General features: G+C 59.5%; 12 protein-coding genes and 1 pseudogene. All 13 read right to left on the minus strand.

Annotated elements, in window-relative coordinates:
* Positions 1-199: 199 nt before the first annotated feature.
* Positions 200-571, minus strand: coding sequence for a response regulator transcription factor (locus tag AUC60_RS25245; RefSeq protein WP_087273986.1), 372 nt, complete (start codon positions 569-571; stop codon positions 200-202).
* A 183-nt stretch (positions 572-754) separates the two neighbouring features.
* Positions 755-4,369, minus strand: a complete 3,615-nt coding sequence (gene bcsC / locus AUC60_RS25250) for a cellulose synthase complex outer membrane protein BcsC (protein WP_087273987.1) — start codon at positions 4,367-4,369, stop codon at positions 755-757.
* Positions 4,357-5,484 (minus strand): cellulose synthase complex periplasmic endoglucanase BcsZ, encoded by a 1,128-nt coding sequence (bcsZ, locus tag AUC60_RS25255; RefSeq protein ID WP_087273989.1) that lies wholly within the window; start codon positions 5,482-5,484, stop codon positions 4,357-4,359. The genes bcsC and bcsZ overlap by 13 nt, the downstream gene beginning before the upstream one ends.
* On the minus strand, positions 5,474-7,747 hold the full coding sequence (gene bcsB, locus AUC60_RS25260) for a cellulose biosynthesis cyclic di-GMP-binding regulatory protein BcsB (protein WP_238599638.1): 2,274 nt from the start codon (positions 7,745-7,747) through the stop codon (positions 5,474-5,476). Before bcsB ends, bcsZ begins: the two co-directional genes overlap by 11 nt.
* Entirely contained in the window at positions 7,744-10,338 is a 2,595-nt protein-coding gene (bcsA, locus tag AUC60_RS25265) for a UDP-forming cellulose synthase catalytic subunit (protein WP_087273993.1), read from the minus strand. Before bcsA ends, bcsB begins: the two co-directional genes overlap by 4 nt.
* A complete protein-coding gene (gene bcsQ, locus AUC60_RS25270; protein WP_087273995.1) occupies positions 10,335-11,057 on the minus strand; it encodes a cellulose biosynthesis protein BcsQ in 723 nt (240 codons plus the stop codon). Before bcsQ ends, bcsA begins: the two co-directional genes overlap by 4 nt.
* Positions 11,054-11,311, minus strand: a complete 258-nt coding sequence (bcsR, locus tag AUC60_RS25275) for a cellulose biosynthesis protein BcsR (protein WP_087273997.1) — start codon at positions 11,309-11,311, stop codon at positions 11,054-11,056. Before bcsR ends, bcsQ begins: the two co-directional genes overlap by 4 nt.
* Complete coding sequence (gene bcsG / locus AUC60_RS25280) at positions 11,281-12,921, minus strand: cellulose biosynthesis protein BcsG (RefSeq protein ID WP_087273999.1); 1,641 nt, start codon at positions 12,919-12,921, stop codon at positions 11,281-11,283. Before bcsG ends, bcsR begins: the two co-directional genes overlap by 31 nt.
* The gene (bcsF, locus tag AUC60_RS25285; RefSeq protein ID WP_087274001.1) at positions 12,908-13,108 is read right to left on the minus strand and encodes a cellulose biosynthesis protein BcsF; all 201 of its coding nucleotides are present in this window, start codon (positions 13,106-13,108) and stop codon (positions 12,908-12,910) included. The genes bcsG and bcsF overlap by 14 nt, the downstream gene beginning before the upstream one ends.
* Positions 13,105-14,652 carry a cellulose biosynthesis protein BcsE gene (gene bcsE / locus AUC60_RS25290; RefSeq protein ID WP_087274003.1) on the minus strand — a complete coding sequence of 516 codons (1,548 nt, stop codon included), beginning with the start codon at positions 14,650-14,652 and terminating at the stop codon, positions 13,105-13,107. The genes bcsF and bcsE overlap by 4 nt, the downstream gene beginning before the upstream one ends.
* Before the next feature lie 454 nt (positions 14,653-15,106).
* Entirely contained in the window at positions 15,107-16,279 is a 1,173-nt protein-coding gene (gene mltA / locus AUC60_RS25295) for a murein transglycosylase A (protein ID WP_087274005.1), read from the minus strand.
* A 171-nt stretch (positions 16,280-16,450) separates the two neighbouring features.
* Complete coding sequence (locus AUC60_RS28660) at positions 16,451-16,903, minus strand: methyl-accepting chemotaxis protein (protein WP_420800760.1); 453 nt, start codon at positions 16,901-16,903, stop codon at positions 16,451-16,453.
* An 84-nt stretch (positions 16,904-16,987) separates the two neighbouring features.
* Positions 16,988-17,764 (minus strand): annotated as a pseudogene (locus AUC60_RS28665) (PAS domain-containing protein); the annotation flags it as partial.
* Positions 17,765-17,775: the final 11 nt, after the last annotated feature.

Here is a 17,775-nt window from a genome sequence, read left to right on the forward strand (position 1 = left end):
AGGACAGAATTCAATCCGGGATTGCATTTTATTTGATAGGCGCTAACGGGGGTCGCGAAAGCGGAGTTCTTGATAGTGTCGGTTCAGGCGATACATTCGTCGACCAATAGACCGAATCGCGAGCAAGCTCACTCCTACATGACCCGCGTTTGCTGTACGACTGCACGGTCTCACTGCTGCAATTCGTTTACAGCGAGACTCAAACCACCGGGAAAGCCGATTCGATGCAATCGATCAGCACCTGGGCATTGAAGGGTTTGCTCAGAAAGCCCACGGCGCTGCCGGTCATTGCGCGTTTGCGCACGGATTCTTCAGGGAAGGCGGTAATGAAGATGGTCGGGATCTGCAGACCCTGACGGCTCAGATGCTCATGCAATTCAACGCCACTCATGCCAGGCATTTGCACGTCGGTGATGAGGCAATCAGCCTTTTGCAGAAAGGGCGATATCAGGAACTCCTCGGCCGAAGCGAACAGGCAGGCGACGAACCCCAGAGAGCGAACAAGACTGTCGATGCCAGTGCGGACTGCTGTGTCGTCGTCGACGACCGCGATCACCGGGGATTTAGCCAAAACCAGTTACCTTCGATACCAATGAGTAAAAGTGCCGATGATCTGCGCACTCATGGCCTGCACGGTAACCAGCCCAGAGCGATCGTGAAATCATACCCACGTATAAAGCCCGGTTTTAAGCGACCGACGGGCGAAAAGCTGACCGCTTGGACAGCCGTCTCGCCCTGCCCTCCCCATTCGGCCTTAACGCATGTCCGCATAAGGCGTTACCGCTTCGATCGGCATCGGCAGATTGCCTTGCCACTCATCAAACGTGTAGCGCAGATAAAGCATCGCGCGACTCGGCGCGTAGCCTTCGCTATGTTGCAGGGCGATACCCGAGCCGAGCACCAGATGATCGCTCAGGCGTCGCTCCAGAGAAGCTTGCAAACGTACACTTGCGCCAGTGCTGCTGCTCGCGTCTTTGGTCAGGGTGGTGCTGCCATCGATATCCAGCCCGGCGGCTGCCGCCTGGCTGAAGAACTTGCCAGCAGGTCCGTCCAGAGGATACAGATCGCTGCTGTCGGTCTTGGAGAAAGACCAGCCCACTGAACTGTCCAGCTGGACCGACCAGTCAGCGTTGCGCCAGGCATAGCTGAACGGTACGCCAATCGAATAGTACTGTTGCGGGCTGTAGTAACCGCCTTGCCCCAGCGTGTACTCACTGAGGTCCTTGTCGTAGCCCCAGTACATCAGCGTCAGACCGGTACGCATGCGCTCGTTGGCGCGGTCCATCAGCCGATAGTAATAGCCGGTCATGGCAGAGAGCCGCTGATTGTCGACCACGTTTGTGCCACGCAACCAATGGCTGCCAAAGCTGGCCCATACGCCATCCACGCCGCCCTCGTCATGACTCAGACTCAACGTCAGGCCGTTACTGGTCACGCCGCCCCAACGGGTGCCGGTTACAGGATCAACAGCGCCCGCATAGGACACCACCGAGTTGCTCACCGGGCGGCGCGAAGCCGTCAGCGTCCAGCCGATGGATCGCCAGTCACTGCTGTAGGCGATACCGCCCAACCAGTTGCCGACTTCAAAACCTTGCGGTGTATGGCCCAGGTCCACAGCCCACTGGGCGTTTTTCCAGCCCACGGCCAGGCCAGGCCCGGAAGTGCTTTGCGAAGTACTGCGACAGCCGTTGGCAGCCAGTGCCCCCGTGGTTCGGTCACGGAACTGGACGGCACAGGTGCCGAATGTTTCCCGATGCAGACCGTCGGCGTCGGTGTCGAAGGCACTCGCGTCAAGGTCGACCTGTTCGGCCTGCACAAACCCCTGCCCCTCGGCAAACGGCGCGTCGATACGCAAAATAGTGGTCTGGGTGTTGAGGTCGGAAATCCCCGGCGCGGTGTTGTCCGTGCGCCAGGCAAAATCGCGGTACAGATTGACTGTCGGATTCTGGCTTTTGTACAGCTCATCGACATCGCTGCGCAGGCTACGCGGTAGCCAGTCGTCGCCGTCCTTGGCACGGCTGGCCTCGGTCATGGCGACGTTATCCCGAGGGCTGGCCTGAGCACTGGAGATCAACCCGGCCGAGGCCATGCTCAGGGCGTAGTTATCCAGCGCCTGCTGCGGGTGTTCCCTGGCCATAAGACGCGCGGCATCGCGGTACAACAATGGGTCGGTCTGCGGGGTTTTCAGCAACTGGGCAAAGATCGCATTGGCCTTGTCCTTTTCACCCACCGCCGACCAGGCATTGGCCAGACGTCGCTGCCAGCCCACCGGAGCGGAAGGCGCCACGACCATGTTCTTCAGTGCCGCATGCGCCTGAGGCATACGTCCTGTCGCAATCTGCACTTCGATCAGACCCAACTGAGCTTCGGCGTTCTGCGGATCCTCTCTGAGCACCTTGCGGTACTCGTTCTCGGCCTCGGGGTAATCAGCCCGTTGCATGGCCCAATCGGCCAGCGTGGCGAAATCGTCCGGTGTCGGATTATTTGCCCGCAGCAAGGCTATCGCCTGCGGTTCACGCCCGGCATCACGCAACTGTTGGGCCTGGGCCAGCAATTGCCTGCGTTTGATCCGTGCTGCCAATTCGCGCATGTTGTCCGTCCATGCGCTGGACGGAATTTGACCAAGACTGCTCAACACATCGGGATCACGATTGACGTTGGCCAGGTACAGGCCATGTGCGTAACGCGCTTCGGGATTATTACCTTGACGCGCCAACAGTTGGCTAAATGCGTCATCGGCTTGCGCAGGTTTACCCAGCGCTATCTCGGCAGCGGCCAGACGATACGTCAGCCAAGGATTATCCGGGTCCAACTGCCGGATCTTTTTCAGCAGCGGCACCAGTTGCACCCAGTCAGAGCGCTCGCTGAGCAAGTCGGCTTGCAGGTTCAAACGCTCCAGCTCGAAGCTCTGACGCAAGGCTGCAAATTCAGCCTGGTTACTGGCTGGCAAACTATCAAGAAAGGCTTCGGCCTTGGCACTGGACTGCCCGCGGTACAAGCGCACCAAGGCACGCAGCACGCTAGTGTTGTTCGGCTCAACCTTGCGCGCTTGCAATAGCAGCGCTTCGGCGCCGATGTCATCAGCTTCGCCAAGGGCCACACCGGATAGACCGATCAATGGCGCGGCAGCATTTGGATTGAGGGTTCGGGCCTGCTGATACGCCTTGCGCGCCTTGGCGTAATCCTTGCGCTGCAAGGCTTCGTCGCCCTGTTGGAGGATCAACCAATTGCGGGTCAGCTGCTGCAGGTCTTGCCACTTACTGATGTAGTAAGTGTCTTGCTCCTTGGTCAGCGCAACAGAAAACGCTTCAAGGGCTGCCGGGTATTTATCCTGCCGCATCAAAGCGGTACCCAAAGCGCCATAGAAGCTTGAGTCCTGCGGATAGGCTTTAACTGCGCGGCGCAATAGCGCTTCCGCCTGAGGATTGTCGGCGGGGTTGTCGCGCTCGAGCAGACGCTTGCCCTGAGCACCCGCCTGCCACGCAGGATCGGCGAGCAGACGTTGCTGTTCAGCCAGCCGCTGGGCAGCATCCTTCTTGAACGTGGAAAACGGGTAATAACCGAGAAAGGTCTGCCACCTGCCAACCGTTTCAGTGCTTACCGGCAAAGTGCTCAGGTAGATGAACTCGCGCTCGGCCGCGTTGTTGCTCGCCTGCGGATCGGCCGCCAACTGATGCAGCACCGCCAGCGCCTGGTCATTACGCCCCTCCGCAAACAGCAGGCCAACCAACATCTGGCGCACGCTGGCATTGCCCGGATAGTCGCGATCAAGGCTCTGCAGATGCTCGATCACCACAGGCCGTTGACCGCTGATGCGACTGCGCGCACTCCAATATTCCAGCGCTGAAGGCAGGTCCGGCGGTTCGTTGCCAAACAACTGCTCGAAGGCCTCGCTCGCCTGATCGAAACGTCCGGCGGCAGCCAGTAAACGCGCCTGTTGCAGCTGTCGCAGACCTTCCGGGCTGTTAAGCCGGATCAGCGCCGTAGCCTGACGCAATGCCGCAGTGTCTGGCCCCTGCTGACGCAGACGAGCCATGAGTTGCTCGATCCAGGCGGTGTTGAGTGGCGCGCTTTTGTCGGCCAGCGCCTGGCGGATTTTCCCCACCAGCACTTGAGGGTGATTGGGCGCAATCAGCTCCAGTCGCGCCATGGCATCGCTGACCAGATCTTCGCGATACAACGCCTCGCCCACGCGTGCCTGTTGCAGCAGCCACTGTTGTTGGTCCTGAGGCGTAACCGGCGCGTTGGCACTGAATGCCGCACCGCTCAAGCCGGACAGGGACAAAGCACTGCACAGCGCCAAAGCCTTGAGTGTTGCGTTGGGTAAGCGCCGGCAAGCCGAAGTGGGTAGAGGACTCACTTTTTGCATGACGCTGCCCAGTTCGGTTGCAAGCGCCCATCCTTGTCGAATTGATAGCGCTGTTCATCCCAGCCCTGTCCGAACATCAGCAGTGACTGATTGTAATAAGCATCAGCCAAGGGCGGGTTCAGACGCAGACGCTCGCGCTGGGTAGGCAACGCAGCGGTGTCGTTGGCCAGCAGCGGCAAGAGCGCCGCCGAGAACCCCACGGGGCCGGTGCCGGTTTGCTCGCCGGTTGCGGTGGCTACCTGTTCGGGCACGAAGCCCAGCCTCGCCGTTGCTTCGGCCATGGGTTTGAGGTGCGCCAGCAGCGAGGCTCGCTCTGGCGCATCGGGCGCCAACATGCCTGACCAGAGATAGACGCGAATGGCGTCGTAGCTGCCTTTGGCGTTTTGCCTTTCAATGATCCCGCCCTGCCCGGCCTGCCATATCAGCCAGTCCGGGGCGAAGCCTTTGGGAGAACCATCGATCAACAGACGACGGGAGTTTTTCGCCACTTCGGACCATATCGGGGCGATCAAAGCAAAGCGGGCAAACAGTTGCGGCGGCACATAGCTGGGGTTCAAACGCCAGCCCTGAGCGGACTCGAACCCTACGTCTCCAGGCAACAACATCAGGCCCAGCCCCGGCAGTTTGCGCAAGGTCTGAGCGGCACTGCGCCAAAGTAACTGATTACCCAGCTGCAAGTAATCCGGCCTGCGCCAGAGACGCCCCGCCTCCAGCAGGCTGTAGGCGATCCACAGATCAGCATCACTGGCATTGTTGGGATCGAGCACCTGCCACTGGCCAGTCTTATCCAGCCCCCATTGCCAGGCAGGCAAGCGACTCGCGAGGTCGCCGCCGGCGAGGTTATCGCGGGTCCAGTTCAGTAAGCGATCGAAGCTGTCCCGGTCGTTGGCCACCAGCGCAAAAAACAAGCCGTAGCTCTGCCCTTCAGACGTGGTGATCTGCTGCTGGGTGGAGCGGTCGATAACCCGCCCTTCAGGGCTGACCATATGCTGCTTGTAACTTTCCCATGCAGGCCAGTTACACGCAGGCGCACCCTGCGCTTGCTGTGTCAGAAACGACAAGGCAACGGTGAACAGCGATAACCCCAGGATGTTCACCGACGACTTACTCTTCATAAGCCAGACGGCGACGAGCCGCCCACTGCAACAAGCGCCAGATCAGAAACGCACTGAGCAACACCCCGCCGACCGCCATGAATGCCAGCAGGACAGGATGATTGGAAAGCTTGAACCAGAGCATCAGCCACCACGGCAGTTCGCCGACAAAGTAATGATCGCCGACCACTTGGCTACTGACGCCGCTGCTGCGGATCAACGCGACCGAACCGGCGACCGCATCCATCTTGCCGCTGTCGCCGAGCGTCTCACGTAGCAAGCCGTAGTCGGCGTCGGTGGTCGCCAGCAGCGCGACGACGCTGCGCTGATCATGGTTGGGCGACTGCAAGCCAACGATCGCAGCAATCGGGCCTTGGGCCGAAACCTCGACACGGCTACCCCCCGGGCTGCCTTCACCCTTGATGACCGAGGCGTAGCCCGGCCCTTGCTGGTTGGCTTTGAGTAGCCAGTTGCGGGAGCGATCCAGGAGTAGGTTCATGTCGCGGTTATCGCGCATGCCTGGGGCGAAAGCACCGAGCACCAGCAGGTCCGCGTCGTATTTGGACGCCTCGGCCCAGTTATCGCTGACCTTGAGGTTCATCGCCGGTAATCCGGAGCGGGCCGAGATGCCCGCGACGGCCTCAAGGTAAGTGCTCAGTTGCACGGCACTGGCTTGAGATGGCAACAACACGACGCTTTCGGAGAGGTCTGCCATGCGGCTGTACGGGAAACCGCTGCGCGCGAAGGCTGCCAGATCAGGCATGGCCATATAGTGGTGATAGCCCGACATATCAATACTCGATTGGTCATCGATCACTGCTTGCGTGTCTACCGGCAATGACGTCTGGCAGCGATCACGCTGTGATCCGCTGTTGGTCGTGGCGAAACTGAAATTGAAGCGCAGGTTGTTACGGTCACCAATTTTCAGCGCCGGGACCGACAGGTTTTCGTTGACGTTAGCTGACTCGCTGGACGTCACCGCAAGGCGCAACTCTTCAAGCCGGTCATTACTGTTGACCTGCAATGGCAGGCTGGTAATGAACTGGTTGTTGAGGCTGATGTTGAGACGCGAACCATCGTTGTACGCGGGCGGCGTGTAGCGGTATTTGGTTTGCAGCGGAATGCCCTGGTTGCGCCAGACAAACAGGTCCGGCGGCAGATTGATGTCCAGGCTGATCGGCAGTGGCTGCAGACCGCTGACACGCAACTGCTCCGGGTACTTGATCAGCTCGGCGAAGCGCACCGGACGATCAGTGCGCATCCAGTTCGGCGCATCGTAGGGCTTGCGCGGCTGGATCTGCTGCAGTTTGTCGATGACGACTCGGTCACCACGAAACAGATCCCCGCCCAATGCCAGGGCCTGAGCGGCAGTGACCAGGTCGGTCTCATCACGCCCCAGCACCAGCAGCACCTTGCTGAAACGGTCGTTAGGGTTATCAATGATCTGCACCACTGGCGCATCGACTGCGGGGTAGCGTTGCATATCCGCCAGGAACGCCGGGCGATGGGCATTGGTGGCAAAGACAACGGATGACGTGACCTGATCGGTCGCTGCCGCAGGCAACTGATCGAACAGCACCGGGAAGGTCATGGCGCGCCAGGCCGCGAGGCTGCCGAAGTACGAGGCCAGAATCCCGGCGGCCTGCTGCTCGCCCAGTGTCGGCGAGGCTGCAAACACCATGTTGAGCACCGGCTTGTCATAACCGCGAGCATCGAAGAAAGGCATCGGGAAAAACGCGAGGTCGTTCTTGATGATCAACGCCTGCTCTTTCAGCGCAATCTGGCTGGTGCGGCCGATATTGACCCACAACGCGCTATTGGATGGCTCTTCGCAGATGTCGGTGTAATGCCCGACAAACTCCAGCCGTACCCGGTTGAAGTCGCTGATCAAACGAGGATCAAGCTGCACCGGGCGGACGACTTTCTTGCCCAACTGATCCTTTTCAATCGGGATGACGCTCATCAACACTTCGTTGAGGTAAACCCGCAGGTGCGAGAGCGTCGGCAGTAACGCTGGTGAAGGGGTGTATTCCAGTTGCAGCGTGGCATCACTGGCGATGCGGTCGCGGCGCATGGTGAACTCAAACTGATCGGTATTGTGCGTACCCAGTAACAGACTGTCTGAAGGCCGACCCAATTGCGAAAAATTACGGGTGACATTCCAGCTTGGCGTAATGCCAGAAACCGTGGCTTCAGGGGCGGCAACCACCGCTGTCTGGGCGCGAGCACAGGTCATGGCCACCAACAGCAGACTCGCCAGGGTTAAGTTAAATGAGCGACTCATGGGGCACATACCGATCGGGAGGATGAGGAATAAGGTTCAGGTTTGGCGAAGCGCGGCACATAGCCGAGCAGCCAGGCACACACGCGTACAAAGGGCCGAGCCAAGGTCCGCAGCCAGGCAGGCAAGTACTGGTAAAGGCGGTAATAGCCGCGCAAGCCCAGCCCGAGCACGTCAATGAAACTGTGCAGTGGGCGATCCGGGACGAAATCCTCGCTCCAGTTCAACCAGGCATCGGCACGGGCGAAGGTGCATTGCACGTAGTCGATTTTCTGTTGCGCAGACAGTTCGTTCAGCGAGATACCGACGAAGTTCTTGTGGCTACGGCTGACAATTCCGGAAAACAGAAACTCGCGTTCACCACGCTGCATCAACAGGCTGATCCGTTCGCCCATTGGCAAACTCAAGTGCGCATCCAGTTCGATACCTGCGCCACCATCTGAGTAGTCCACCAGCATGCCGGGGTAGAAACGCCCGTTCGGCAGACGCACAGCGGCAGGCAAGCGGGCCTGGACACGATGGGTTTCACGCACCTGACGAACCTCGGCAGCAATCGCCACCGCGGCCCCCACAATCAGCAGGTTGTAAGACACCCACAGCATGCTGACCAGAATGGTGCCGATTTCGTTGGTGGGGCCGCTGAACAGCCGCCATACCGCAAACCCCAACCCCAGGACGTTGAGTGCGGCCAGTACCAGATAGGGTCTGGCGATTGCCCAGTCGAACTGGTTCTCGCTCATAAGGCCGCCCTTGGCGGTGACGTTGAACTTGCCTTTCTTTGGATTGAACAACGCCACGGTGGTGGGTCGGGCGATGTACCAGGCGAGGACCGTTTCATAGACCTCGCCCCAGAACGTCAGGCGATGCTCGCCCTGCATTCTGGAGTTGGTCAGGCTGGCGTGAACCATGTGCGGAATCACGTACAGGACAATCATCAGTGCCGGTGCATAGATGATGTAGGCGTGCAGCAGCAGAAAAGCCAAAGGTGCAGTGAGAAACACCAGACGCGGCAGGCCAGCCAGAAAGTGCAGCATCGCGTTGGCGTAGCAGATGCGTTGAAAGATCGTCAGGCCTTTGCCGAGCAGCGGGTTATCGGTACGGAAAATCTGCGCCATACCTCGCGCCCAGCGAATCCGTTGCCCGATGTGCGCCGACAGGCTTTCAGTGGCCAACCCCGCGGCCTGGGGGATCCGCACGTAGGCAGAATTCCAGCCACGACGATGCAGACGCAATGCGGTGTGCGCATCCTCGGTCACGGTTTCTACGGCGAAGCCGCCGATGTCATCAAGCGCAGAGCGACGCAGCACGGCGCATGAGCCGCAAAAGAACGCGGCGTTCCACATGTCGTTACCGTCCTGTACCAGACCGTAGAACAACTCGCCTTCGTTGGGACGCTGCCGGAAGGTGTCGAGGTTGCGCTCAAAAGGGTCCGGGGACAGGAAGTGATGCGGTGTCTGCACCAGCGCCAGCTTCGGATCGCGCAGGAACCAGCCCACGGTCAACTGCAGGAATGAGCGCACCGGCACGTGGTCGCAGTCGAAAATCGCCACCAACTCGCCATCGAGTTGCTGCAACGCATGGTTCAGGTTACCGGCCTTGGCGTGCTTGTTGTCGGAGCGGGTGATGTAGTTGACCCCGGCCTGCTCGGCAAACAGTCGAAAGGCTTCGCGCTTGCCATCATCGAGAATCGAGATGCGCAGTTTGTCGTGCGGCCAGTCGATGCCCAGCGCGGCATATACCGTGCCGCGCACGATGGACAAATCTTCGTTGTAGGTCGGGATCAATAGATCCACGGTAGGCCACAGGCGCGTGTCCCGGGGCAATTGCGCCGGAGGTCGTTGCAATGGCCAGCAGGTCTGAATGTAACCGAGCAACAGGACCAGCCAGGAGTAAGTTTCGGCGATCAGCAACATGATCCCGCAAGCCAGGTCCAGCGGGCTGTCCCAGTTCAAAGTCGCGGTATAACGCCACCACAGGTAACGGCACGAAACGATGATCGACAGCATGATCAACAGCAGGGTCGGAAAACGCCCCGGCACGCGTCGAATCAGCATTGCCACCGCCCACAGCAGAATCACGAACAACATCTGCGAGAAGTAGCTGAAGGGTTCGGTGATGCACACCACCACCAGAAGCAGGGCGACGGAGGCGCAGATATAACTCAAATAGCGCTGCTGCCGGGGACTCAGGGTTTGCCACCATTTGGCACTGTCATGCACAGACCGACTCTGCGTCAGCCGGACAGGCAAGCTATCAAACAGCATCCCGAGACGTGTCCAGACGCTCCGGTTGATCTGTACGCCGGTGCGCAGCCATTGCGGCACCGCTCGGCGGCGATAGCTCGGCCAGGGTCGAAACACCAGCAGCCAGATGCTTTGCAAGGCAATACGCAAAGGATCTCCGGCACGCGGCGGCTGGCCAGCCAGATGCGGATACCAGCGTTGGCGCTGCTCCAGCAGCCGCTGCCAGACCGGAGATTCCAGACGCAAAAAAAGCCAGCCCAGACAGATCAGCGACGCCAGCAACATCGCCGTCGGGGGATAACAGTCGTATTGGCGACGCAGCCGCATGTAGGGGAAGTAACGAGCGATCATTCCAGCTCACCACGGCGAGTCAGACACCAGGTCGCCAGGCTCAGCGCGTCCTGCGCGGCAAGACTGTCAGGGGCGTATTGGCCGACGGGCTGCTTGCACGCCAACGACTCGCTCAGTGCTTCATCGGCATGCACCGTCAGCGGCAATAGACGCGACGCGTGATGCTTACGCCAGATCAACAGCAAATCACGCTGCAACTGGCTGCCGGGATCGTAGCGATTGACCAGCACTGGCGTCGTATCGGCAGATGGCTGGAGCAGCAGTACATGGCAGGCGGCATCCGCCTGAGCCACCCGGATCGGGAACAGGCACGGGCCAATTGTCGCGTGCCCACTCAGGCGTTGCGGAACATCGAACAGAAGCCAGTCGTAATGCGCCGACAGACTCGCCTGACGTCGACTCCAGATAAGCGGGTCGTCGCTCAGTTGCGCCTCAATGAGCATGCTTTCGTCTTGGGTCAGTTGCCCGTAAGGCAAGAGCTGCAGGGAGGGTGTCACGCTCCAGGCCTGCGCGGACCAATCCTCGCCATCCAGCATGGCCCGAGCCCAGCCAGCGGACTCTGCGGCAGGCAGATTGAAATGCAGGCGCAGCATGTTTTCCGGGCACATATCGATCATCAATACCCGCTCGCCGAGACTTTCCAGCGCGTAGCCCACGGCCGCCAGCAACGAGCTGACGCCCACGCCGCCACGCACGCCGCGCAAGCTCAGCGTTGTCACGATTGCGCTCCGAACCTGTTTTTGCGCATCGGCTGGTTCACCGGCAAGCCCTGCGACAGCTCGCTGCCCGCCGCCAGATCAACCAGCAATGGCCAACGCTGCAGGGCGCGGCTCAGCTCCAGCTGTGCCGAGATATCAATGTACTCAAGGCTCGGCAGACTCAGCTCGACTTTGAGTCGAGCGATGTCATCCGCACGTTCATTGCGCGACAGCGCCTGATTTCTCACTTGAACCTTTGCGGGTATGGCAGCCATGCGCCCTTCTCCTTGATCCGAACGTAAGGCTTGCCGGCGTAGTCGAGAACCACGGTTCCAGAGTTTTCCGAGACCATTGGGGTCTGTGGCAAATTGGCCAGCAAGACCTGCCAGTCAGGTGCCAGGCCGTCCCCTTGAGGCGGGGCGGCATACAAGCGCGAGATAATTTCCGAGACCGCCAGATAGCTGCTCGGCTCGGCGATGTGCAACGGCTCCGAGCGTGGGTTTTTGCCCATACCGATCAGCTTGATGCCCACCGGTACATGGGTAATCGACGGGCTCGGGATTTCCCGCATTCCATCGATCTGCATACGATCGCCGTGCAGGGCTGCACCGTGCTCAGGCACGATCACGACAGCAACACGCCGCCCGCTCTTTTCCAGCGCTTTGAGGAATGCGCTGAGGTCATCGACCAGGTTCTGCGCACGCGGCTTATACTCGGCGCTTTTAGTCCCGCCATCGGCAGTCAGGGCCCGGTTGCCGTCATGCAGTGTCGTGGTGTTGTAAAACAGCGCCACGCGGGCGTCTTTTTGCCCTTCACGGTGCTGCCACCATTTATCCAGTACGTCGCGGTCACGCCAGATCGGCGAACCGTCGAAGGCGACCAGCGAACGCTGCAAACCGGTGGTACTGACGGCCGGACCAGGCAAGGATCCCTGGGCGCGAACCTCGTCGATAAAACCTTCGAACTGTCCGGTGTGATTGAGCATGACTTCACTGTCGAAACCCAGCTTGCGCAGGTCATCCATCAACAGGCATTGCTCGGGCGCCACGCCATACAATTTGTTGTGCGGTTGCTGACCGCAGCTGGCACGCAGTAGTCGAATTGCGGCGGGGCCACTGTAGGAAGTAGCCGAGTTGAAGTTGTCGAACACCACGTCCATCTGCTGCAACAATTTGTTGTCGCGCATGCCGACGGCGTCCAGATCATCCCAGGCCATCGAACAGATATTGATCAGCAGCAGATCGAAGGGTTGAGCTGCCGACTCTGAGGGCAGAAAAGCAACCTGACGCCCTGCCTCGGTGCTATAGAACTTTTGCAGATAAGCATCCAGCGTCGAGCTATCCGGTTCGCCAGCGCTGGTCGTACTCGTAACACCGGCCACCTGATTGACTGGCTGCTGAACGGGGGCATGCATCGCCAACAGACCCGAACCACCCAGCCAGGCAAACCCGGCCAGCGTCAGGGTGGTCAGGCGCAGCCATTGGCGTACAAAGAAATACCCCACAACCAACACCAGCAAAGCGCCGCACAGGTTCCAGTCAATGAAACGTCCAGCCAGCTCAAGCAGGTAATCGCCGGTGAAATTCAAGACACCCGGTTGATCCAGCAAACGGCTGAAAGGCGGCAGCCACGTATCCTGATAGAACAACGCCACGCCCAGCGGTATCGCGATCAAGGTGCGCAGCAGCGCCAGATATCGGTGACGCAACGGCACCAGCAGTACCGCCGCGAACACCAGATTCGGCAGGATCTGCAAGTTCAGATAACCGCCCCACAGCAAGGCCAGCTTGATGATGAAATACAGGTTCCACAGACCCAGCCCAGGCCAGACCCAGACATCACGGGGGTGCGCAGATGCGCCGTTGACGCTTTCAGGATGGGTCATGAGCGTCACTCGCAGAGGCCGGAGCAGGCACGCGTCGACGTACGCCACGAGGCTTCAGATAGCGTGGCGGCAAGTAGCGCTGGAACCACAGCTTGAGGCTCTGTTGGAAACGGTGCAGCGCCAGCATGAACGCCACGGTCAACAGGCAACTGACGGCAATTACCTGCAGCAGCTCGGTAAAGTTCATGAGCAGTGCTCCGACAGGGTCAGTCTGACGCGTTGCGGTGTAAAGCCAACCTGGGTGATTGCCTGATTCAGGTCTGCCGTCACCTGCTCAGTCGCCAGTCGCGAAGTTTCCAGAAGCTCTGATGCGTCGATAAAATCCTGACGTGGCAGCATGTCTGCCGCTGAAAGTGTCTTGCAGTCACTGAACAGGTCTCGCCAGGGCAAGCGGCAAATGTTCCCCAGTGCCGGCTCCAGACCGTCACCTCGGCAGGCGAACAGGAACAAGTAGAAAACTCCGTTAACCACACAAGCCACATCGCCGAAACGCCGCAAGCTGATCTGGTTCAGGTATTGCTCGATTTTTAAATCGCCCCGAGGTCGCAAGCTCAGCAACTGGTGTACGAGCTCGCCGGAGGCGCCGTTGTAGACTTGATCGAGCAAGGCGATGAATTCACGCGGCGGCAGAAGCCCACGTTGGGCTGGAGGACGCAGACGTTCGAACAGCGACTGAAAGTCAGGCGCCTGGCGGTACTGCCAGAGCTGCCCCTGCACACTGTCCACCATGCTGATGAAGCTCGCCAGTTGCGTGTTGGCGGGCACAATCAGGTTGGCACCACACGCCAGCAGCAAACGCTCGTCCCGGTAGCGCAGGCAAGGCTCCATCTCGCGGACGATGATTTTGAGAGCCACACCGCAATGCTCACGCAGTTGATGCAACTGGCGTGCGAGTGGCTCTACTTCGTTGTTGCTTTCCAGCGCCAGAATGACGCTGGCTGCACGAGCGTGAGCGGCCTGTTCGAGCAAGTCACTGCGCTTTTCAAACAGACGCCACTGCTCGGACAACGGTGCAGCCCCCTCAAGGACCACACGCTGCGTGAGGTAAATACGCTGGTCATCCGTGCGCACTTGCCCCGGGCCGGACAGCTGTGACTTGCTCAAGGCAAAAGCTCCGTCGGCCACGTTCAGGTCGAATGCTTGCGCGGCACAGACACCCAGCTCGCTGTGCCAGAAATTCAGCTGATAACGCACACCTCCATCCTGACGGAATAACTGCGCCAGACCGGAAATCTGCTCATTGAGGCTCAGTAACTTTTCATGCAACTGGGGCGCCTGATCACTGCACAGCACCAGCAACGTACAGTTGCGCTTGACCAGCCATTGACGGGTGCTCTCACACCAGCGTTGCAGGTCCGCCAGATCGGTGAACTGCGCAAGGCTGGCAGCGGACAACATCAATACCAGATAGCTGTCGCGAGCCAGGTTGACGCGGTGCAGGTCGGACGTCAGCGAAGTTAGAAATTTGTACCCGAGGGCCTGGCCGGGAACAGCGAACAGACGCAATGCCGAAGGTCCGCAGTCTGCCTCCATGGGCTCGATGACGGCTTGAGGATCACCCACAGTGCTCACCAGGGTGGCGAGGTGCTGTTCGGTCAAGCTGGACAAGAACTGCCGAGCCAGCATGTCCGCATCTGATGCCAGGTCCAGGGCGATCCAATACAAACCACCCTGGCGCAGCAACATGTTCTCATCCTGCAACTGCCGGATGGCTAACGTGACATGACCCAACTTTCTACCCCATCAATCCGAATGCATAGGCAACCCTCAGACCTGAACGGCTGAGCAGTGCAGAACTACCAAAACTTTCAACAACAAAACTGTGGGGGAAAGGCTCTCGAAGACGTCGCGTTGATACGCGGTCGCCTGAGTGCTCAGAGCACTTTAATGATGCGAGTCATCCCCACCGCGCGATCTGATTCATCCAACAAACCAGCCATGGCGGTGAAAAGTCAGCCCGTCGAGGCGCGCATGATGTGCCATCAAAGTGACACTGTCAATAATTTGAAAAGGGGCTTTATATAAGCAGACGAACGGTCAGAAGATGGCATTTTTTTGGCGATAAAAAAACGTTACAAACCATTGCAGCGGCTGGTAGAAATCGCTGCAGGCCTCGCATCTGCTGCCTTGAGATAGTCGCAGACCAGGGCGCTTTTAGCGCCATGATCTGTCGAGCGATTGGTGATCAGCCCTCAGGCAAGGCCATGCCTTTGGGCCATAGCAGCCAGATATTGCCTTTCTGTTTCATGTCGCCAGCCAGATGCCCCGCATCGTCGCCGGTGCCCCAGAACAAATCAGCCCGCACTTCACCGGCAATGGCGCCACCCGTGTCCTGAGCCGCCACCGGGCGCACCAGCGCGGTACCGTCCGGCCGGGTCGTGGACAGCCAGAGCAAACTGCCCAGCGGGATCACTTTGCGGTCGATCGCAACGCTGTAACCGGCCGTCAATGGCACATTCAGCGAGCCACGAGGCCCTTCATTGCTATCCGGATTACGTGTGAAAAACACATAACTGGGGTTGCTGCCCAATAACTCGGGGATACGCGTTGGATTAGCCTTGGCCCATGCAGCAATACTGCCCATGGTGACCTCCTCCTTCGGGATCGCCCCTTGCTCAACCAGCCAGCGGCCAATGGCGCGGTAAGGTCGGCCGTTCTGGTCGGCGTAAGCGATACGCAACTGCTTGCCGTTCTCCAGCCGAACCCGGCCAGAACCCTGGATTTGCAGGAACTGCAGATCCATCGGGTCGGTCAGCCAGGCAACAACAGGCGCGTTCAGGCCTTGGGCGTTGATCGTCGCAGCATCATCGTAGGGCTTGAGCACACGGCCTTCGAGACGTCCGCGCAAGCGCTTGCCCTTGAGCTCCGGATAGATGCTTTCCAGGTTGACGATGATCAGGTCGTCGGGCACGCCATAGATCGGTACTGACGCTTTGGCCGTCTTGGTCAGGCTGCCGGGATAAACCGGTTCGTAGTAGCCGGTGATCAACCCGTCAGCGCTGCCGGTAGCCGAGCGCATGCTGTAGACCTGCAGGTTTTCCTGCAGGAAGCTGCGAATCTGCGGCGCGGCTGCATTGGCCGGAATTGCAGCCGCCGCGGCACAGGTCGCGCCCCAGACTGCATCGGCCTTGAGTCGCACACAAGCGCTGCGCCACGAGGCGAAACCGGCTTGCAAGTCTGCATCGGACACAGCAGGCAGGGCATCCCAGGTCGCCTGGTTATAAGTGGTATGCGGCGGTGGCGGTGGTTCTGGTGGCGGGGCTGGCTGTTTGTCTCCGCCATCGCAACCGGCGAGCAGAATGGCCAACGGCACGGCCCAGCACAGGCCTTTGCGCCATTGCGTGAAAGAAAGGTTCATGAGCACCGGGGCTCCCTTGGAGCAGTGTGGGCCGCAAGGGTACTCAATGCGTGAGCCGGGCGAAACCTGTAGGAGTTGTCGGAGGTTACGACGGCGCCGATTGCGGCCTACATGACACACCGCTAATCGCAGCCTTCGGCAGCTCCTACAGGGACGTATTGCCGGAAGGTTTCACTTCAACTGATTGGCGAACCGGCTCACCGCGCCTACCACCTGTCGGGCGCCTTCCTGGATTTCGACGATCACTGAGCCTGCATCGTTCGCCAGCCCCAACCCCTGCTCCGCCTGACCCCGGCTGTTGGCCATTCCGCGCACGGCAGCATCCACCAGGTTCTGGTTTTGTTGCACCACGCTGACGATTTCCTCGGTGGCGGTGCTGGTGCGACCCGCCAACTGCCTGACCTCGTCCGCCACCACCGCAAAACCCCGACCCTGCTCGCCGGCCCGTGCCGCCTCAATAGCCGCGTTGAGGGCCAGAAGGTTGGTTTGCTGCGCGATGCCGCCAATGGTCTGAACAATGGAGCTGATCAGCAATGATTGCTTGCCCAGCGCTTCAATCCCCTCAGACGCCGACAGCATCTCTTCCGAAATTTTGCGCATGGTGTCCACGGTGTCCTGAACCACCGTCGCGCCGCGCTGAGCACTCAAATCGGTGCGCTGGGAAATCTCGAAAGCAATACCCGCCGCCTCGCTGACTTCCTCCTCGCGCTCAACCTGCTCAGTGATTACCGTGGCAAACTTGACCACTTTGTAGAGCTTGCCCTGAGCGTCATGCACCGGGTTGTAGGTCGCTTCCAGCCATACCACACGGCCACTGGCATCAATCCGTTTGAACCGGCTGGCGACAAACTCGCCACGATTCAAGGTCGCCCAGAATTCCTTGTACTTGGAAGAAGAGGTTTCCTCAGGCTCGCAAAACATACTGTGATGCTTGCCCTTGATCTGCGAAAGGCTGTAACCCATGCCCCGCAAAAACTGATCGTTGGCGGTAATCACGTGCCCACCCAGATCAAACTCGATGACAGCCGTAGAGCGCAGCAGCGCCTGGATAAACCCGGCGTTTTCAGTGGCCTGCTCAATCGCTTCGGTGATGTCGGAACCAAAACAGCGGATCTGCGACAGCTTGCCGTCATCGCCCATGATCGGATACCAGATCGCCCTGACCCAGGCCAGGCTGCCATCCACCTTGAGGAAACGATAGTTATCGATGACCGATTCGCCGGCGTCCACGGCAGCTCTAAGATTGCGGTAACAATCGAGCTGTTTAACGTAGGCAGGAACAAGTTCATCCATGGAGCGCCCACGCACCTGCTCAACGCTGTAACCCAGCGACTTGAGGAAGTTGGCGTTGATATGGGTAACTCGATAGTTGGGATCAAGGGTGATGGAAAGCATCTGCGCATTCATGCCGACTTCCATCTGCCTGTACATTTCCAACTCGGCTTGTTGCGCCTGTAATTCCTTTTTCAAGCGAGTATTGAACATTGCGCCACCGA

Source organism: Pseudomonas caspiana (assembly GCF_002158995.1).
Taxonomy (GTDB): Bacteria; Pseudomonadota; Gammaproteobacteria; order Pseudomonadales; family Pseudomonadaceae; genus Aquipseudomonas; species Aquipseudomonas caspiana.

What these genes read in the sequence shown, in the direction of transcription:
- bcsC (WP_087273987.1), bottom strand. Translation starts at nt 4,369, where the DNA reads ATGCAAAAAGTGAGTCCTCTACCCACTTCGGCTTGCCGGCGCTTACCC.
- bcsZ (WP_087273989.1), bottom strand. Translation starts at nt 5,484, where the DNA reads ATGAAGAGTAAGTCGTCGGTGAACATCCTGGGGTTATCGCTGTTCACC.
- bcsB (WP_238599638.1), bottom strand. Translation starts at nt 7,747, where the DNA reads ATGAGTCGCTCATTTAACTTAACCCTGGCGAGTCTGCTGTTGGTGGCC.
- bcsA (WP_087273993.1), bottom strand. Translation starts at nt 10,338, where the DNA reads ATGATCGCTCGTTACTTCCCCTACATGCGGCTGCGTCGCCAATACGAC.
- bcsR (WP_087273997.1), bottom strand. Translation starts at nt 11,311, where the DNA reads ATGGCTGCCATACCCGCAAAGGTTCAAGTGAGAAATCAGGCGCTGTCG.
- bcsG (WP_087273999.1), bottom strand. Translation starts at nt 12,921, where the DNA reads ATGACCCATCCTGAAAGCGTCAACGGCGCATCTGCGCACCCCCGTGAT.
- bcsF (WP_087274001.1), bottom strand. Translation starts at nt 13,108, where the DNA reads ATGAACTTTACCGAGCTGCTGCAGGTAATTGCCGTCAGTTGCCTGTTG.
- mltA (WP_087274005.1), bottom strand. Translation starts at nt 16,279, where the DNA reads ATGAACCTTTCTTTCACGCAATGGCGCAAAGGCCTGTGCTGGGCCGTG.